Genomic DNA, 16,254 nt, shown 5'->3' on the forward strand with positions numbered 1-16,254 from the left:
GCGCCGTAGTCTCTCAAGACTGCCGCAGCCGCGCGTCCAGCGGCGCGGCGATGGCTTCGAGAATCCGGCAGCGGCCGGCATCGGGGTGCAGCGGGTTGAGCAGCAGGTTCCAGCCGTCTACCGCCAGCGCGCTCGGCACCCGCAGCAGCGCGCTGGGCGCCTGCGCCAGCCAGGCGTCTCCCAGGCGCCGGGTGTCTTCCTGGCGGGCGCGCCAGCCGGCGGGTAGCGCGGCCGGGTCCAGGTCCAGCATGCCGTCGTCCGGCAACTCCACCTTCAACAGCTGGAAGCTGGCCGGCAGGCGGCGCAGCTCGCTGTGCACCAGCATTTCCAGCATCGCGCTGGCGGCGTGGTCGGCCAGGTAGACGATGGGCCGGCCGGCGTGGTGCCAGCGGCCGTCGGCGCGCAGCCCGCCCAGGCCGTTCAGATCGGCGTAATTGCTGATCCGCCAGGCGATCACGCGACGTAGCCTTCGTCGATCTGGACCAGCAGGTTTTCCACCAGCCGCGCGCCCTGCTCGGTCTGCGCCATTTCCAGCGGGCTGGCGTCGTCGAAGCGGCGCAGCGGCTGCCGCAGCCAGCAGGTGGCCTCCTCGTCCAGCACCTGCTGCGCCAGCACCAGCAGGCTGGCCACCCGCACCCCCCGTTCGGACTCGTCGCGGCTCAGCTTTTCGTGCTTCTTGATGCGGTGGGACAGCGTGCGCGCCGGAATCACGAATTCCAGCTCCTTGCGGGTGAGCCCTTCGCCGGCCAGATGGTCGATCAGGCCGGTGTCGGCGCCGTTGGCGACATAGCGCGCCACTTCGAGGTCGGAGCGCACTCTCTGGCCGATGATGCGCGACAGGCGGGCGAAACGCAGCGTCGGCGCGCGCGGCTGCTCCGGCAGCGAGCCGGCATCGGGTTTGAACAGGGCTTGGGACATGATGGCCTCCATCGGCATTTGCCTGGTTAGTATTGGCATTTTGCTAGGAAGTGGCAAGCTGGTTGAGTTGGGACCGTGTTTTTACGCACCTGGCGAGACAGGGGGCGGGCCGGGGCGTATCATCGCCCCCCTTGCGCGGCATCGGTAATCATCCCTTTGTGCTAGAACGTTTCCTGCGTTACCTTCCAAGCTGGGGAAGCGGGCGCCTGGGGCGACTATCGATTCTCATTCCGCGATGAATACGCAGACAATCGGACGGACCGCCATCGGCAGGCGGTTTATCCGGCAAGAGGTGAACCATGATTGCAACCATCAAGGGCAAGATACTGGCCGGCTCCGGCCTGTTGATCCTGATCGGCTTTACTGTGCTGGCGGGGGCCAATATCTACAACAGCTACCGCAACGCGGAAAGCGCGGTGCTGGAGCATGCCCGCCTGCTGGCGGACAGCGAGGCCGGCCGCGTGCAGCGCATGCTGGGCAAGACCTATGATTCCGCGCAGGCGATGGCCGAGGCCGCGGCTGGCGTGAAGGCGGCGCTGCCGTCCAACGGCCGCTCGCTGCTGTCCGAGGTGGTGAAGCGCCAGCTGCCCAACAACCCGGACGCGGTCGGCTACTGGGTGGACTGGGAGCCCAACGCCTTCGACGGCCGCGACGCCGAGCTGGCCGGCAAGCCGGAAAACGACCACACCGGCCGCTACGGCGTGTACTGGTTCCGCAAGGGCGGCAAGGTGGATGTGGTGTGGGGCAGCGACGGCGTCGACGAAAGCGCCTACTACACCGAGCCGCGCAAGACCGGCAAGCCGATGCTGACCGAGCCCTATGTCGATCCTGACGTGAAGATCCTGATGGGCACCATCTCCTTCCCGCTCAATATCGGCGGCAAGGTGCTGGGCGTGGCCGGCTGCGACATCGCGCTGGGCCATCTGCAGGAAATGGCGGCCAAGGTGCGTCCCTACGACGCCGGCTTCATGAGCCTGTACTCCAACGGCGGCGTGCAACTGGCCGGCCGCCAGCCTGGGCTGAACGGCAAGGCCGCGCCGGACCTGCCGGCCGAGGCCAAGGCGGCGATCAAGGACGGCCGTCCGGCCGAGTACCGCAGCGACGATGGCTTCCGCCACTTCATCATGCCCATCGTGGTCGGCGAGGCCGGCACGCCGTGGGCGGTGCGCATCTCCATTCCCGAGGACGAGGCCTTCGCCCCGGTGCGCGCGGCCAGCTGGCAGTCCGCCTTCATCAGCCTGGGCATCCTGGCGCTGATCCTGCTGCTGCTGGGCGCCACGCTGAACCAGCTGCTGCGTCCGCTGGGCCGGCTGCAGGGCGCGATGACCGAGCTGGCCTCCGGCAGCGGCGATCTCACCCGCGAGCTGTCCATCGCCAGCCGCGACGAGATCGGCCAGGCCGCCGGCGCGTTCAACACCTTCACCGGCTCGCTGCGCCGGATGATGCTGGACGTGCGCCGCCACGCCGGCGACATGCTGGGCTCGGTGCGCCAGCTGTCCGGCGATGTGAACCAGATCCGCGACAGCTCCGCCCGCCAGTCGCAGGCGGCCAACGCCACCGCGGCCAGCGTCGAGCAGCTGTCGGTCAGCGTCACCCACATCGCCGAATCGGCGCGGGTGGCCGAGCAGCGCGCCCGCGAGGCGGACACCTTGTCCAATCAGGCCGCCGCCAATGTGGACGCCACCGCGGCTGAGATCGGCCGCATCGCCGGCACCGTGCGCCAGTTGGCCGAGGTGCTAGGCGGCATGCAGCAGCGCTCCGACCGCATTTCCGGCATCGTGTCGGTGATCCGCGACATCGCCGATCAGACCAATCTCTTGGCCTTGAACGCGGCGATCGAGGCCGCCCGCGCCGGCGAGCAGGGCCGCGGCTTCGCGGTGGTGGCGGATGAAGTGCGCAAGCTGGCCGAACGCACCGCCAAGGCCACGCTGGAAATCTCCGACGTGATCCAGACCATGCAGAAAGACACCACCCACGCGTCCGACAGCATGAACGGCGCGCTGGAGCAGGTGGAGCAAGGCGTGAGGCTGGCCGGCGAATCGTCGCAATCGATCCAGCAGATCAGCGGCCAGGCGCAGCAGGTGGTGCGCGCGGTGGGCGACATCGCCGTCTCCACCGCCGAGCAGTCCAGCGCCAGCCAGGAAATCGCCCGCCACATCGAAAACATCCACGGCATGCTGCTGCAGACCGACGACTCCATCCACCAGGCGCAACAGGCCACGGTGGCGCTGGCGCGGCTGGGCGAGGAGCTGGAAAGCCTGATCGGGCAGTTCAAGCTGTAAGCCGCGGGCAGCGATGCGTGATCGCAGGCGAGACGGGATACCGTCTCGCCTGTTTGTTTATGGGCGCCTGGCGGCTAGCGGCATAGGCCCGCCCGGCCCGGCGCGATCATCTCCACCGAGTAATCCACGTCTTGCAGGCTTTCCACATGCACCACCAGGCTGCCGCCTTTGCGGCGGTATTCCGGCCAGCGCATGTCGTCGCCGGGGCGGGCGGCGAGCGTGTCGGCGCAGGCGTAGCGGTCCAGCTCAGGCAGCAGTTCGCGGCGCAGCCGCTCTAGCGGCCATGCTTGGTACTGGGAGGCGGGCTGGTCGCTATTGAATGTGAAATAGAGGTGGTAGCCGTCTGCCATGATCAGGTCGTGGTAGGTCAGCGGCGCATCCGCTGCTCCAGGATAGAGGTAGTCCAGGAAGTCGGATGCTTGGGCGATGTCTTTGGCGGCCAGGCATGGGCCGGCGAGTGTCAGCAAGCCGGCGGCGAGCAGCGCGCGAAACGAGGCAGGTAAATGCATGGGTTTGGTTTTCTTCTGGCGTGGCGATTGGCTAAAGCGGGGGCGCGACGGATTGCGGGCCGTGGTTTTCTTCATGGCGGGGACTGCGGCTTCGCGATAGTTTGCCGCAAGCTTCCAATGAAGCGCGCCAGCGCCGGGTTGCCTGCCTCCTGTTTCCAGACGAAGCATAGCGGCAGCGGCACCGACAGATTCCGCAGCCGGTAAAACCGTACCTGCGCCGGCGGGCGCGCCAGATTGGCGGCATTGACGATGGCCGCGCCGACGCCGGCGCAGACCAGCGACAGCATCGCCGCCTCGGTGGGTTGTTCCTGCACCACGTCCAGCCGGATGCCGGCCTGCTGGCAGGCGCTGAACAGGCGGTCGTGGTATTCGGGATAGACCGCGCGGGGGAAAGAGACGAAGGGCCGTCCGGCCAGCGCGCGCAGGTCGAAAGGCTGCGCCTCGTCGTGCGCTATTTGCCAGGCGCGGGGCAGCGCCAGCACCACGTCCTGCGTCAGCAGCGGCAGCGCGTCGAAGCCATCCGGCAGCGGGCCCAATTGGTAGACGAAGCCGCCGTCGAGCGCATCCTGATCGATGGCGGCGAACTGTTCCGGGCTGTTCAGCGTGGACAGCGACAGGCTCACGGCCGGCGTTTCCGCCTGAAAACGTTGCAGCGCCTGCGGCACCACGCCATCCCAACCGGTGTTTTCCACATAGCCCAGCCGCAGCTGGCCGGCCGCGCCGTCGGCCACCCGGCGCGCGCTCGCGCCGGCTGCGTCAAGCGCGGCCAGTATCCGGCGGATGTCGCGCAGATAGCAGTCGCCCGCTGGCGTCAGCCGCAGCCCGCGGGGGGAGCGCGTGAATAGCGCGAAGCCCAGCTCTTCCTCCAAGTCCTGAATCTGGCGCGTGATGGCCGGCTGGGTGATGTGCAGCCGTTCGGACGCGGCGCGCATGCTGGCGTGTTCGGCCACCGCCGCGAAATAACGCAGATGCCGCAGCTCCATGATGATCTTTCCAATGCCAGTGATGCCTGAAATTTATCACAAATTCATAAATCGGCATTGGAAAGCATGAGTACTTTCCGGGATAGTAGAGCTCTACCCGGCGCCGCCCAGGCGGCGCATTGACGATCAAGAGAGCCACGATGAACGCCCAAACCTACCGCATCGGCAATGCGCGCGTAACGCGCGTGACGGACACCCTGCTCTCCGGCATCACTCCGGCCTACCTGTACGCGGACTGGCGCGATGGCGTGCTGGCCGAGCAGCCGCAGCTGCGCGCGCTGTTTGACGACAGCGGCGAGCACATCATCCTCAGCGTGCATACCTGGGTGGTGGAGCTGGGCGGCAAGGTGTTCCTGATCGACACCGGCCTGGGCAATGACAAGGAGCGGCCGTTCAACGCGCTGTTCCACCGGCTGCGCACGCCGTTTCTGGAGCGTCTGGCGATGCTGAACATCCAGCCGGAAGACGTGGACCACGTGCTGCTGACCCATCTGCATGCCGACCATGTCGGCTGGAACACAAGGCTGGTGGATGGCCGCTGGGTGCCCACCTTCCCCAATGCCCGTTACGCGATGCCGCAGGGCGAGTTGGACTTCTTCGCCACGCCGGAGGCCGACAAGCGCCGCATGGTGTTTGACGACAGCGTGGCCCCGGTGCTGGCCAGCGGTCAGGGGATTGGCATCCACGCGGGAGGGGACGATTACGAAGAGGCCTTCCATTTCCACCCCACGCCCGGGCATTGCGCCGGACACATGTCCATCACGCTGCATTCCGCCGGCGAAACCGCCATCTTTACCGGCGACGCGATGCATTCACCGGTGCAGGTCTACCACCCGGAATGGAACTCAGCCTTCTGCCGGGAACAAGACGGCGCGCGCTCTTCCCGCCGTTGGCTGCTGGAATGCGCCAGCGAGCACAAAGCCACCGTGTTTACCGCCCACTTTGGCGCGTCGTCGGCTGGTGTGGTGAGTCGGGAGGGGGATGGCTATGAGTGGCGGTTTCTGTGAAATCGGCAGGTTGCTTAGTATTGAGTGGCTTTAGGTATCGAGCAGAGAAGCAGCGCAGTAGTTTTAATCAAGTTGAATGGATTGAGAATAGCTATCGCCATTGTTTTTGGGATGGCTAAGCCATTTTACAATAATTCTCCCATCATCTTCTTGAAACGCATCCTCTATCTTGCCATTACCATTATCTTGTAAGTAAATATCATTTTCGCAACTCTGCACAAGCTCATTGCTTTTTATGGTGATCAAATCACCTTGTACTGCAATTACTTTAAGCCATATTTCTATTCCTGATCCACATTGGCCATTAGTGGAGCCGCTATTGGTTCTAAGAGCAAAAAGAGTAGGGATGAAAAAGTTATTTTTATTCTTTATAGGTTGCGAAAAAAGAAACTTGTTGTATTTTTCGGCACCGATTTTGCTCGGGTCACGGCCATTTGGTATCTCCATTGTTATGTCTGAGATATCTTTCCCTTCCTTTCTTAGGCTGATTTTTTCGTAATAAGCTTCCTTGTACTCTAGAAGGAGTGATCTTTTCTCATCTATTTTAATAGACTCTATTATATGCCTTGTATTGGCAGCACTTGCTGTATTGATAATAAACAGAGCTAGTGATGCAAGGAAAGATAGTTTACTAAGCATGGTTTGTACTTAATGGCAATGTTTTGTCAAAGAGTTGATATAAATTCATACTGCTGAGTAGCATGAACTTAGTCATGAGTCCTTTTTAGAGCGTTATTTAAAAAGTTTTTTGCAAGCAAGATCTAAAGCGTCGCTGTCTGGTTCGCCCATTACGGTACGATTAATCTGCTTTCCTGTTTTTATATCATAAACACCTGGATATGAATCGCCTGTGCAATCTGGCTCCCCATTAACAGAAATATATCGACCATCTTTTGAGATGATTCCATTGCTGGTTAAAGTGAATACATTTGCTATCTGTTTTTTTATTGATGCTTTCTTGTTAAAAAAATCTTTTGCTTGCAATATACTCTTTTTTAACTTTGTATCATACAAATCTGCCAAGTAACCCTCAGGAGATGTTGAGAATATATCAGCGCTTAGTATTAATCCCTTATTTTTATTGATGTCAAAGAGGAGGCTATTTATAGAAGAGGCTTTTGCCTGATTGATACAGGCCTTAAGTGCATTTTGGGGTATATAATCATGCTCTGATAATATGATGTATTCCTCATCATTGCTGAGCCTAAGAGGTAACCTAGAGTCTGCTCTTGGAATTGATGTTAAGTTTGTTATTGTGCATTTTTGATCTTTTTTTGTGGCGAAGACAGTATTTCTTGAAATTGATGTGAAAGTATATCCACCAATTTTTGATGCATGATCATACTCAGTGGCTAGTATTATTGATGAATATAATGGTGAGAATAAAATCAAGTAGGGTATAGAATATTTTAGCAATATTTATCCTTTAAATATATATTGATATATTCTTTAAGTTGGTGCAAAATTTTACTTGCAACCATCAGTTACTGAGTAAACAATTTTTCTAAATTTTGCAATGGACTTTGTTTTGTAGGCATCGGATAATTTATTCAATTCTTCGAAAGAAATTGATCCTGCATTTATTTCTAAGTCAGAGTTTTTCCCTATTATTCTGGCGCTATAGCACAGTCCCGTTCCTGACATGCCATTCTTGTATGTTATGCCACATGTTTCCGTTGCTTCGTAGATAGAAAAACCATTATTTCTAGTTAGTATGGCAGGGCCTGATGTGCCATTAACACCTCCTAGATACCAACTGCCCTTAATGCCAAGTCCATCCTGTGCGTCCGAATCTGATATAGGTCTAATGTTTGGGTTTTCTTTGTTTGTGATATTAATGTATAGGTCTTGATTTACAAGAGGACTATTCTTCCTTACTAATTTCTCCCCTTCTTCTATCCAGTCTTTTTCTGGGTAGAGAAATTGAGTATTTTCAATGCATACCTTCCCATTTGCTAAGGAAAGTTCTGATAGGAGAAATGCAGCTATAAGGAATTTACTTTTTCTTAACATCTAAAAGCTCCAGTGAGATTCGTGTTGTATGTTTTATTCTTTCATCTAACCCCATGTTGCCACCATTTAGTGCAAATGAGACTGAAGTAATCGCCTGAGCGGAAACATCATTCTGATTTATTATTTTATTCATTGATTTATAGCCGGCCCTTCTAGCCCCTCTTTCCCAATAAAATCCACCTGCATCAATACAGTTGAATGGAATGATGCTAATGCGTTGAGGATCGGAAATGTCTGGGATCTGCTCATGAGTTAATATTTGCCATGTCTGTGCTGTTTTAAGTGGAACTGTTCTCCAGCCTCTGTATATCCAATACCCGTTATGATTTAGTCTTCCTGTTAGTTGTTTCATGCCACGCCCCCTGTATTTCACTCCATCTGGGGCAGGGCCGTTGGAGAGGTTTTTATTATTGTTGTATTTAAAGTACCATGAATCATTAGCATTGCTATAAAAACCATTGGTTTCAGGGAGTACGCTGGGGTGATTTGGATTGCGCGATGGGGTTACAGAAGCTTCTTGCATTCTGGCGAGAAAAAAAGACTCAACAGCTCCTTGCCCATAGAAATGAGTCATTCTTGTTTTTGATTGATCAATTAAGTATTTTATGACCACTCGATTGATGAGATTGCGGTACTTTTCTCTTAGCTCTTCAGGATCAGGTGTTTCCTTTTTGTTGTATAACTGATCGGGATATATTTTTTTAAGTTCCTCTTTGCTTAGCCACCCATTGCGTCGGTGATGTAACATAAATGACCTTGGGGGAAAGTGCCAATGGTTACTATTTAGCTCTAAGCCAGCCTCCTCCCAGAAGGACAGCGCCTCGACATAGGCTTTGAAATCAGCATACAGCTCCTCCGTCATGGGCTCATCCAATACGTCGCTTTTTTTCTTCAACCAATCATATCGCGTATCAATCTGCCCCTTTTCCCATTCCGTTGGGAACTTGCAGATCGCTCGTGAAAGCCGGGATTGTATCTTTGCATCTCCGAGCGCTGCTGATAGGGCATCGGCAGTCAATTTCTTTCCTGAGTTACCTACAATCCACTTTTCAAGCGCTGGGGAGTTGCACTGGCTGTCAGGTGTTGGATCGTCGTCAATCAAGCTCCAGCCTGACCAGTGAGGAAAGTCGGCATCGCTGAACTTCTTGATCTCCGCCGCATTCAGATCGACCCAACCTTGTCCGCCTGGGTAGTTGACTTTGTGCCAGTGTGGAACGGCTCCCGCCGCGATGGGGGTTTCGTTTTCAGTATTGATAACCCGGCCAAAGCGAAGCAGTTCATAAGCGGCGCTCGGCGCGATATGAAAGGCATCGCCTAGAGCGGCCGCTTTGCTGTAAAGGTTGTACTCGTACTTGTCATCGCTATCAGCCAGCGGCTGGTCTAACTCGACGTATAAGCCTTCTTGTTGTGGGTCTTCCTGGCGAGTGGTCAGCAAGCACTTTCCGCGCTCGAATCGCATCGTCACGAACAAAGGCACCGTGGAGGTATGAACAGGCGCCCCGCTGCCGGTGGGCGCTTGCGGCGAGGCAATGGATGCGTAGAACGGTGTGCCGGGCGGCAGGTAGAAATGCATGTCGCCGTAGATGATCTTGTCCCGGCCATCCGTGCTGATGTCCAGCTTGCCCGAGCTTCTGCCGACGATCTTTTTCAGGTTGGCGTCGTCGCAAATGATTTCCAGATGAATGGCGTTCTTGCCATTGCAGCTGCCTACGCTGCCCAAGCTGTCCTTCCGGTTTACCGGCTGCTTGTTTTTGACGAAGACTTCCTTCAGATGCATGTAGATGGAGTAGTACTCGATCTGGCCATCCGGCCCCTCGCCTATTTCTGTGCTGTGCTTGATCACCACGCAGCCGTTATCGGTCTCTCCCTGGTAAGCCAGGGGCTTTTTGTCGGCATCGGGCGAGGGCGTTCTCTTGTATACGACCACGCCGTCGGCGATGGCGCGCACCGGTTCGCCGTGCGCGCCGGTGTCCGTATGTTCGATGTGCTGGCCGCCATGCCACGCCATGCGGCTGGCGATGGGAAAGCCTCCACGTGAGGAGAATGGCATCAGGCTGGCAAGCCATTGCTCATCGCTGGCGTTGCCCTGGGGCGTTTTGAGAATGGGAGGGCTGATAATCATGCTGGTATCCGCTTATTCCGAGAACGGATGAGTATTGGGAGGGGTGTACTTGTCTTTGGGGAGCGTTGGCAGCGGAGGGTTCATGCTGGCCGGTCCGCTCAGATCGTGGCTGGCGCCCTTGACGCTGACGGTGCCGGGGCAATGCACCTCGATATTGCCACCGGCGATGCGGATATAGCCACCGCCGGCTGTGACCAGGATTTCTTGCTTGGCGTTGACGACAACCCTTTCCTTGCATGAAGTAATCGTTACATCCTGATCCGCCGTGATCTCCATCGCGTCGCTTTGCGCCTGTACCTGCACCTTGCCCTTGGCGGCGATCAGCTTCAGCGCCACTTTGTCTTTCACCCCCGCTACGAACAGGCTGATGCTCTTGCCGACATTGTGAATCCAGCGGCGGCCGGTGGTGTGGTTGGCGTCGCGTTGGGCAACTAGGTTGAGATTGGTTCCGGCTGCCAACGTCTGGCTCAGTTCGGTTGTGCTTACGATGCCGGCTGGAGCGGACAGAACTAGTTGCGGCTGTTGGCCGGCTTGATCCTTGGCGGTTTTGCCGTCTTTATCGGTATTGGTGCCTGCCTCCCAGGCGGCCAAGGCATCCAGCTGGTGCTGCGCGTGGCCGGCGGCTTTCTTGCCGGTTTTGGCGTTGTCGTCGCCAATGCCGTCCGGCCCGGTTTCCATGATGTCGGCCAGTTGGCCGGTGGCGGTTTCGGCCAGCGCCTGGCTGAGTGCGACAGCGGATTGCAGCTGGCTTTGCGCATGTTCGCGCGCCAGTTGTTTGCCGCCGGCTCCGCTTTGCGCCTCGGTGGACAGCAGCAGGCCGTGGGCAGCGCGGATGGCACCGTGGTGGTCGGTGCGCAGTTCGAAGCCGTCGCCGCGGGGCTGGGCCTTGCCGTTGCTGCGCGGGTGGGCGAGGTAGCCCTGGTTGAGCTGGGTCTTGCCTGATTCGCTGGACAGCTTGGCGCGCACTTCGCCGGGGGTGTCGTCGAACAGCAGCTCGTTGTAGCCGCCGCCCTGGTGTTCTTTGGATTTGATGCCGGACAGGGTCTTGTTGGCCGGGAGCGCGCCTGCGCCGCTGAAGTCGGGCGTCGGGTGGCTGCCGTTGTACAACACGCCGGTGATCACCGGGCGGTCGATGTCGCCTTCGATGAAGTCGACCAGCACTTCCTGGCCGATGCGCGGGATGAACTGGTGGCCCCAGGCTGCCCCGGCTGACGGCATCGCCACTCGGACCCAGCATGACGACTTGTCATCCATCGCCGCGCCGATGGTGGGATGCTCGTCCGGCCGCTGCCAGTGGAATTGCACCTTGATCCGGCCCTGGGCGTCGGTGTGGACTTCCTCGCCGGCGGGGCCGACCACGGTGGCGGTCTGCACGCCGCGAGATTTTGGCTTGGCGTGCTCGGTATCGGCAAACGCGGGCGTCAGTGGAATGCCGCGGCGCTGGGTCTGAATTGAGGTGGCGAAAGGGGCGGTGTTCTGGTCTGTGCCGACATGTTGCGCCAAGTCGGTCGGCAGGTTGTTGTGGACCTGGAAGCTTTGAGCGGTGACAACGAATTCACGATTCTCCGCCGCGTCACCGTCATGCGCTGGATGGTCGTCCAGACGGAACCACTCGCCCGGCAACAGCCCGCGCACCGATCCACTGCCGCTGAACGATTTGGCCTGCAAATCATTGGCTTGCTGCCGCAGCTCGGCGTAATGGCCCAGTTGCTCCTCATCGCCGGCATAGTACAAACCCGGCGCGTCGTATTGCGTCAGGCTGCTTTGCAGGGCTTGGCCGGTTTGGCCTTGGTCGATATGGCTGTCGTCACGGTTTTGCTGGGTGTAGACCGGCTTGTAGTCGTAGTTGGCCAGCACAGTGCCGCTGGGCACGATCTGGCGCGCGGCCTCCCAGCCGGTGAGACCATCCTCTTCTTCTGTTGCATCGCTGCGATGGAAGCACACTCGTTCCAGCTTGGAGCCCGGCAGGCTGTGGGCATCGTCAAAGATGGCCAGTTCCACTTGCGGACCATCGTCATCCAGATGCACGAATCGCCAGGCGTAGCCTTCCTCATGCAGCAGCCTGACGATGAAATCGAAATCGCTCTCGCGATATTGCAGCGTGTAGCTGCGCAGCTGAGCCGGCTTGACCTGGATGTCCAGCGTCTGCGCCCGGGCGAAGGCGGGATTGGCTGCCTGATGCTCGGACAGGATCTGTTTGACGATGTCCGGAACCGACAAATCCTGAAATACGCGAGAAGTGCGACGATGGCGCAGCAGCGCGAAGGGCGGCTCGATGGTCAGCTCGTATTTGGCGAAACCGCCATCCGAGCCCGCCAGCCTGGCTTGGCTGACCACGCCGCAGCGGATGGTCTCGTCTCCGTCCACATCGGCAATGCCAATCCGGGCCGGTTGGCCCAGTAAAGTCTTGAGCTCGATATTGCCATCAGGCGACAGGCAGGCAAGCGTGTAACGGTAGGCGCGGGACAGGCCTTCCTCGCCGTCCAGATTGAGTGGCAACAGTTGTTCAGCGGTTATCTGGCCGGTGCCAAGTTGCAGCGTCAGCATCCGGTGATCTTGACCAAAGGCGGAAGCAAAGCTGGACAACAATGCGTTCAGATCCATCGGCATTCCAGACGAAGATACCTTCGGGCGAAGGCATGTCATTGAGTGGGAAGAAGATTAGGATTCTATTGATCTTGTGAAGGCTGTCACAAGCGAGCTTTGGCAGGAAATCAACGGACTTGCACTAAAGAACTGGGAGTTTGACTGGAGAGGCGAAAGCGTATGTTGAGATGGGATGAACCGCATAGACCGGAATGCAAGCCTTCAGGGGCTGGCATCGGCTATCCAGTAGCAACCAAGCAATAGCCTGTGGTGCAAGGTGAGTCGGAGGAGGCTAGCCAGGTGATGGTCTGCGCGATTTTCGCGGCGTGGCGATGTCTCCACAGAGATTAGCCCGCGCCGCCTGCCCGCCTGATCTGCTCCACTGCGGTATCCAGCCAGCTTTGCTGACTCGCGCCAATGGATGTCAGCGCGGGGCTGGCCAGCGGGTGATCCATCACCTCCTGCCAATAAGCGCAAGCCAGCGGCAGCATCTGATGCCAGACCGTGGCGCGCGGCAGCGTGGGGAGGCGGAATGGTTGCAGCGCATCGCGCATTTCGCCGCCGGTTTTGGGGGCAAAGCCCATGGGCAGCATGTCGTAAACCGGGGCCAGCGAAAGCGGCAGCGCGCCGTCGTGATAAAAGGCCAGATTGCCCGCATGCATGTCGGTGTTGCCGATGAGCGTGCCAAAGGCGTACAGCCGGCCTGCCGTTTCATCGGCTTGCGGCGTGATGATGGGGCGCTGGCTGCGTGGCGATCGTTCCCTCAGCAGCTGCGCCGTGATCTGCGGCCACGTGCCCGCGCCCAGTCCGGCAAACTCCGCGTCCAGCGTATGCAGGCTTACCATGCCGCGGCGGCCGCCTGTCTCGTTGCGGTCAAACCGGCAGATTTGCAAAAAGCGCTGGGTGCCAATGTCTACCACCTCGCTATGCGCCGCTTCAAAGCCACGGGCGTTTAGAAAGCGCAGCGCGATATGTTCCGCCAGCAATAAATCCCGCCAGCGGCGGCTTACCTCGTTATCGCTGGAGGCGGAAAATTTGACCAACACCTCGCGGCCCGCCACGCAGGCGGTGAACTTGGGTTGCTCTCCGCCCGCGCTTGAGCCGGGCAGCGAGCCGCTTTCCGCCAGTTTGGCCGTGTGCAAGTAGTAACGCGCCCTATCATCTGGGGAAATGACTTCGGCGAGTGTTCCCGCCAGCCACCGCGAGCGCGCTTCATTGCCAATCAGCAGATTGCCGGGCATGTCCACCTCGCCCGATGCCAGCGCAAGCAATACCTGCTCATCCGTCCAATCCTTCAGGTCCGCAGACCAGCCCGCGCTTTGCAAGGCAAACCGCCGCGCCCAAGCCCGGCCTAGATAGCCTTGCGGACGCATGTCGTTCAGCCACCAAGGCAGGCCATCGTAGTGTGTGGAGGCGCCGTCCGGGCGGACCAGCGCAAACCCGGGCCAGGTGGCAGCCAGCTCGCCCACATCCTCCAGCTGGCCTTCCTGAGAGACCCGATAGATGGGAATGCCGGCATGCCCGCCTATCAGTCTGACGGCGAAGTAACGCGTAGCGCGGGCGCGGCCCACGCGGATCACCCTGGCGCCGGCGTCCTGCAGACGGCGCGACAGGGTGGGTTGGCTCAAGCCCAGTTGGGCGCAAAGCTCAGCCGCTGTCTTGGGGCCAGTCTGCAGGCTGGATAGGATGGTTTCTGCGGACATGGAATGGATTTTGAATTGAAATTGAATAGATAATAAGATATTGAATCTATAAAATACAAGGACTTGCTTGTATCTGTGTGGTAAGCATGAATAGGTTTTTGATGCTGTGGAACTACGCTTGATGCTTTTGCTACCACTGCCCCATCGGAGACGGCAGGTTGTAGACAGACCCGCTCATTTGCTGAGTGATTCAACCGCCAAGTTGCAATGTCGCTATGGGGTGGCTTTCTTGCAATCCATATCGATCACCGTAGTGTCCATTAGCCGAATCTTATCGCCGAGCGATACAGTGTAGATCTGATAGCCATCAGACAGCATTAGCATTTTGTCTGTGCGATCCAGTATCCAGCCATGCACGAGCTTGCCATTATCCAGGTTAAGGTTGCTAGGCCAGGACTTTTGCTGGCGGTGGCTGCATGTGGTTTTGGTGAAAAACGCTTGTCCAGCTTGATACGAATTGACGACCCAGTAAGCAAGTGGATACAGCAAAGCCGAAAACAAAAGGCAAGCAACCACCAAGAACCCCATGGCTAGGCCAGCGTAACTTTTGTCATACCCCATCCTGCTGCTTAGCCATGCAGGCAGTCGGGAGGCAACGGGCTTCGGGAGGTTGAATTTTACTCTCAGGCCGCTTAGTGCCGTGAGGACGCTCAATACCAAGATTGCTCCGACGGCGCGTATCCAGGTGGCGAATGGTGAAATGAAACCGTGCAGCGCGGTTTCTTGCAATGTAGAGGCGGACAGCGGTCCTGCATTGTTGGCCGCTCCCCAGAATCCGTACCGATAGCAAGTCCCGGCTATCCATGCCAGAACGCCCAGCAAGGTGATGCTAAGGCCGGCGACTTTGAGCAAGAAATCCAGTATCTGCAGAAACAGCCCCACCTTGGTGTGGGGGATTTTAGGCTGGCGCTTGTTGGTATGCGGCAGAGAGCGTGTGGCCATGGCAGGTGCGTGCAGGGTAGGCGGGAAAGTCTGGATTATGCATTTAAAATGGACATGGCAGGGGGCGCGGCGGGACTTGCTGATCCAGATCTCCCGTATGGTAAGTGCGCATCCTGTACCCAAGCTGAATTAGGCCATCTCACTACTCGGGCGGGTTTTGCGTTGTAGCCGATCTATCTGCGGGTACGAGAAGTGCCAAGGAGCGCTTGAGCACATATAAGCGCATGCGTGGGAATTGCCGTCATTTAAATATGCTTTTAAAATAATTCACAAGAGATTAGTTGCGTGTAAGCATCTTTCTACCTGTCCTTTTGGTCAGGCAATTGGGCGTGGTATGGTTGTCAGACTGTTAAGGCCGAGATGGCCAATCTAAGATGAGCGTGCTGCTTATGTACGTCAAATTCTAGAGCCCTTTGCTGGGCTCTTTCCTTTTCCCGTTCGGATAGCCATGGACCTTAACAGCCTCCTCTCCAGTTTCGCTTCCGCTTTCAATCAAGATCAACGTTTGCTAACCCTGGAGCTGGGCAGCGGACAGGTCGCCGCCGAGCAGCTGCTGCCGCAAAGCCTGGATGGCGAAGAAGGCGTGTCCAAGGCCTATCGTTATCAACTCACCTGCCTGTCCCCCGACGGCGCCATCGAACTCAAGACCCTGCTCGGCCAGTCCGCCCGCATCGGCATCGCCGACGCCCAGGGCCAGGAAACTGTCCGCTGCGGCGTGGTCAGCCAGGCCCGGCTGATGGGTTCCGACGGCGGCTTCGCCCAGTACGGCCTGACCATCGAGCCGCCGATCGCGCTGCTGCGCCACCGCCGCACCTCGCGGGTGTTCCAGGACTTGAGCGTGCCGGACATCGTCCAGCAGATCGTCCACGAGCACCAGGCGGCCAACCCGGTGTTCGCCCGCGCGCAGACCATCGAGTTCAAGGTCGGCCCGGCGCAGCCGCGGAGTTATTGCCTGCAGTACCGCGAGGACGATTTCAGCTTCATCGTCCGCCTGCTGCATGAAGAGGGTTACGCTTGGCGCTTCGAGCACGTCGACGGCGACGCGCCGCAGGTCAAGCTGGCGGTGTTCGACGACGCCTACAGCCTGCCGCCGGCCGAGATCGAGCGCGTGCGTTTCCACCGCAGCGACGCGACGGAAGAAGAGGATGGACTCACCGACTGGAACGCCAGCCGCCAGATCGTCCCCGGC

The 16,254-nt window shown here is 58.4% G+C and carries 14 protein-coding genes; 3 read left to right on the plus strand and 11 right to left on the minus strand.

Going from position 1 to position 16,254, the window contains the following annotated elements; translation table 11 throughout:
* Window positions 1-13 precede the first annotated feature (13 nt).
* Window positions 14-457, minus strand: a complete 444-nt coding sequence (locus ACX17K_RS15530; protein WP_493775518.1) for an RES family NAD+ phosphorylase — start codon at window positions 455-457, stop codon at window positions 14-16.
* Window positions 454-918 carry an Xre family toxin-antitoxin system antitoxin gene (locus ACX17K_RS15535; RefSeq protein ID WP_493775519.1) on the minus strand — a complete coding sequence of 155 codons (465 nt, stop codon included), beginning with the start codon at window positions 916-918 and terminating at the stop codon, window positions 454-456. The genes ACX17K_RS15530 and ACX17K_RS15535 overlap by 4 nt, the downstream gene beginning before the upstream one ends.
* A gap of 299 nt (window positions 919-1,217) precedes the next feature.
* Between ACX17K_RS15535 and ACX17K_RS15540 the strand changes: the two genes are divergently transcribed.
* Entirely contained in the window at window positions 1,218-3,200 is a 1,983-nt protein-coding gene (locus tag ACX17K_RS15540) for a methyl-accepting chemotaxis protein (protein WP_493775520.1), read from the plus strand.
* A 74-nt stretch (window positions 3,201-3,274) separates the two neighbouring features.
* Here the strand turns inward: ACX17K_RS15540 and ACX17K_RS15545 are convergent, their stop codons facing one another.
* Together ACX17K_RS15545 and ACX17K_RS15550 are read right to left on the minus strand one after the other, a co-directional pair.
* On the minus strand, window positions 3,275-3,709 hold the full coding sequence (locus ACX17K_RS15545) for a hypothetical protein (RefSeq protein ID WP_493775521.1): 435 nt from the start codon (window positions 3,707-3,709) through the stop codon (window positions 3,275-3,277).
* Between the two features lie 71 nt (window positions 3,710-3,780).
* Window positions 3,781-4,692 carry a LysR family transcriptional regulator gene (locus ACX17K_RS15550; RefSeq protein WP_493775522.1) on the minus strand — a complete coding sequence of 304 codons (912 nt, stop codon included), beginning with the start codon at window positions 4,690-4,692 and terminating at the stop codon, window positions 3,781-3,783.
* A gap of 140 nt (window positions 4,693-4,832) precedes the next feature.
* Here ACX17K_RS15550 and ACX17K_RS15555 point away from each other — a divergent pair, with 140 nt between their 5' ends.
* Complete coding sequence (locus tag ACX17K_RS15555) at window positions 4,833-5,699, plus strand: MBL fold metallo-hydrolase (RefSeq protein WP_493775523.1); 867 nt, start codon at window positions 4,833-4,835, stop codon at window positions 5,697-5,699.
* 63 nt (window positions 5,700-5,762) lie between these two features.
* Here ACX17K_RS15555 and ACX17K_RS15560 read toward each other — a convergent pair whose 3' ends face one another.
* The 7 genes from ACX17K_RS15560 to ACX17K_RS15590 all read right to left on the minus strand — a co-directional run bounded on the left by ACX17K_RS15560 (window position 5,763) and on the right by ACX17K_RS15590 (window position 15,065).
* On the minus strand, window positions 5,763-6,338 hold the full coding sequence (locus ACX17K_RS15560; protein WP_493775524.1) for a hypothetical protein: 576 nt from the start codon (window positions 6,336-6,338) through the stop codon (window positions 5,763-5,765).
* Between the two features lie 93 nt (window positions 6,339-6,431).
* The gene (locus ACX17K_RS15565; protein ID WP_493775525.1) at window positions 6,432-7,115 is read right to left on the minus strand and encodes a hypothetical protein; all 684 of its coding nucleotides are present in this window, start codon (window positions 7,113-7,115) and stop codon (window positions 6,432-6,434) included.
* 51 nt (window positions 7,116-7,166) lie between these two features.
* Complete coding sequence (locus ACX17K_RS15570) at window positions 7,167-7,712, minus strand: hypothetical protein (protein WP_493775526.1); 546 nt, start codon at window positions 7,710-7,712, stop codon at window positions 7,167-7,169.
* Window positions 7,696-9,834 (minus strand): peptidoglycan DD-metalloendopeptidase family protein, encoded by a 2,139-nt coding sequence (locus ACX17K_RS15575; protein WP_493775527.1) that lies wholly within the window; start codon window positions 9,832-9,834, stop codon window positions 7,696-7,698. Before ACX17K_RS15575 ends, ACX17K_RS15570 begins: the two co-directional genes overlap by 17 nt.
* Window positions 9,835-9,846: 12 nt before the next feature.
* A complete protein-coding gene (locus ACX17K_RS15580) occupies window positions 9,847-12,438 on the minus strand; it encodes a type VI secretion system Vgr family protein (protein ID WP_493775528.1) in 2,592 nt (863 codons plus the stop codon).
* A gap of 329 nt (window positions 12,439-12,767) precedes the next feature.
* Window positions 12,768-14,123, minus strand: coding sequence for a type II toxin-antitoxin system HipA family toxin YjjJ (gene yjjJ / locus ACX17K_RS15585; protein ID WP_493775529.1), 1,356 nt, complete (start codon window positions 14,121-14,123; stop codon window positions 12,768-12,770).
* A 213-nt stretch (window positions 14,124-14,336) separates the two neighbouring features.
* Complete coding sequence (locus ACX17K_RS15590) at window positions 14,337-15,065, minus strand: hypothetical protein (protein ID WP_493775530.1); 729 nt, start codon at window positions 15,063-15,065, stop codon at window positions 14,337-14,339.
* A 448-nt stretch (window positions 15,066-15,513) separates the two neighbouring features.
* Here ACX17K_RS15590 and ACX17K_RS15595 point away from each other — a divergent pair.
* Window positions 15,514-16,254: type VI secretion system Vgr family protein (locus tag ACX17K_RS15595; RefSeq protein WP_493775531.1), on the plus strand; the 741-nt coding region annotated here is incomplete at its 3' end.

Source organism: Chromobacterium sp. INPA-IVC, from assembly GCF_059047085.1.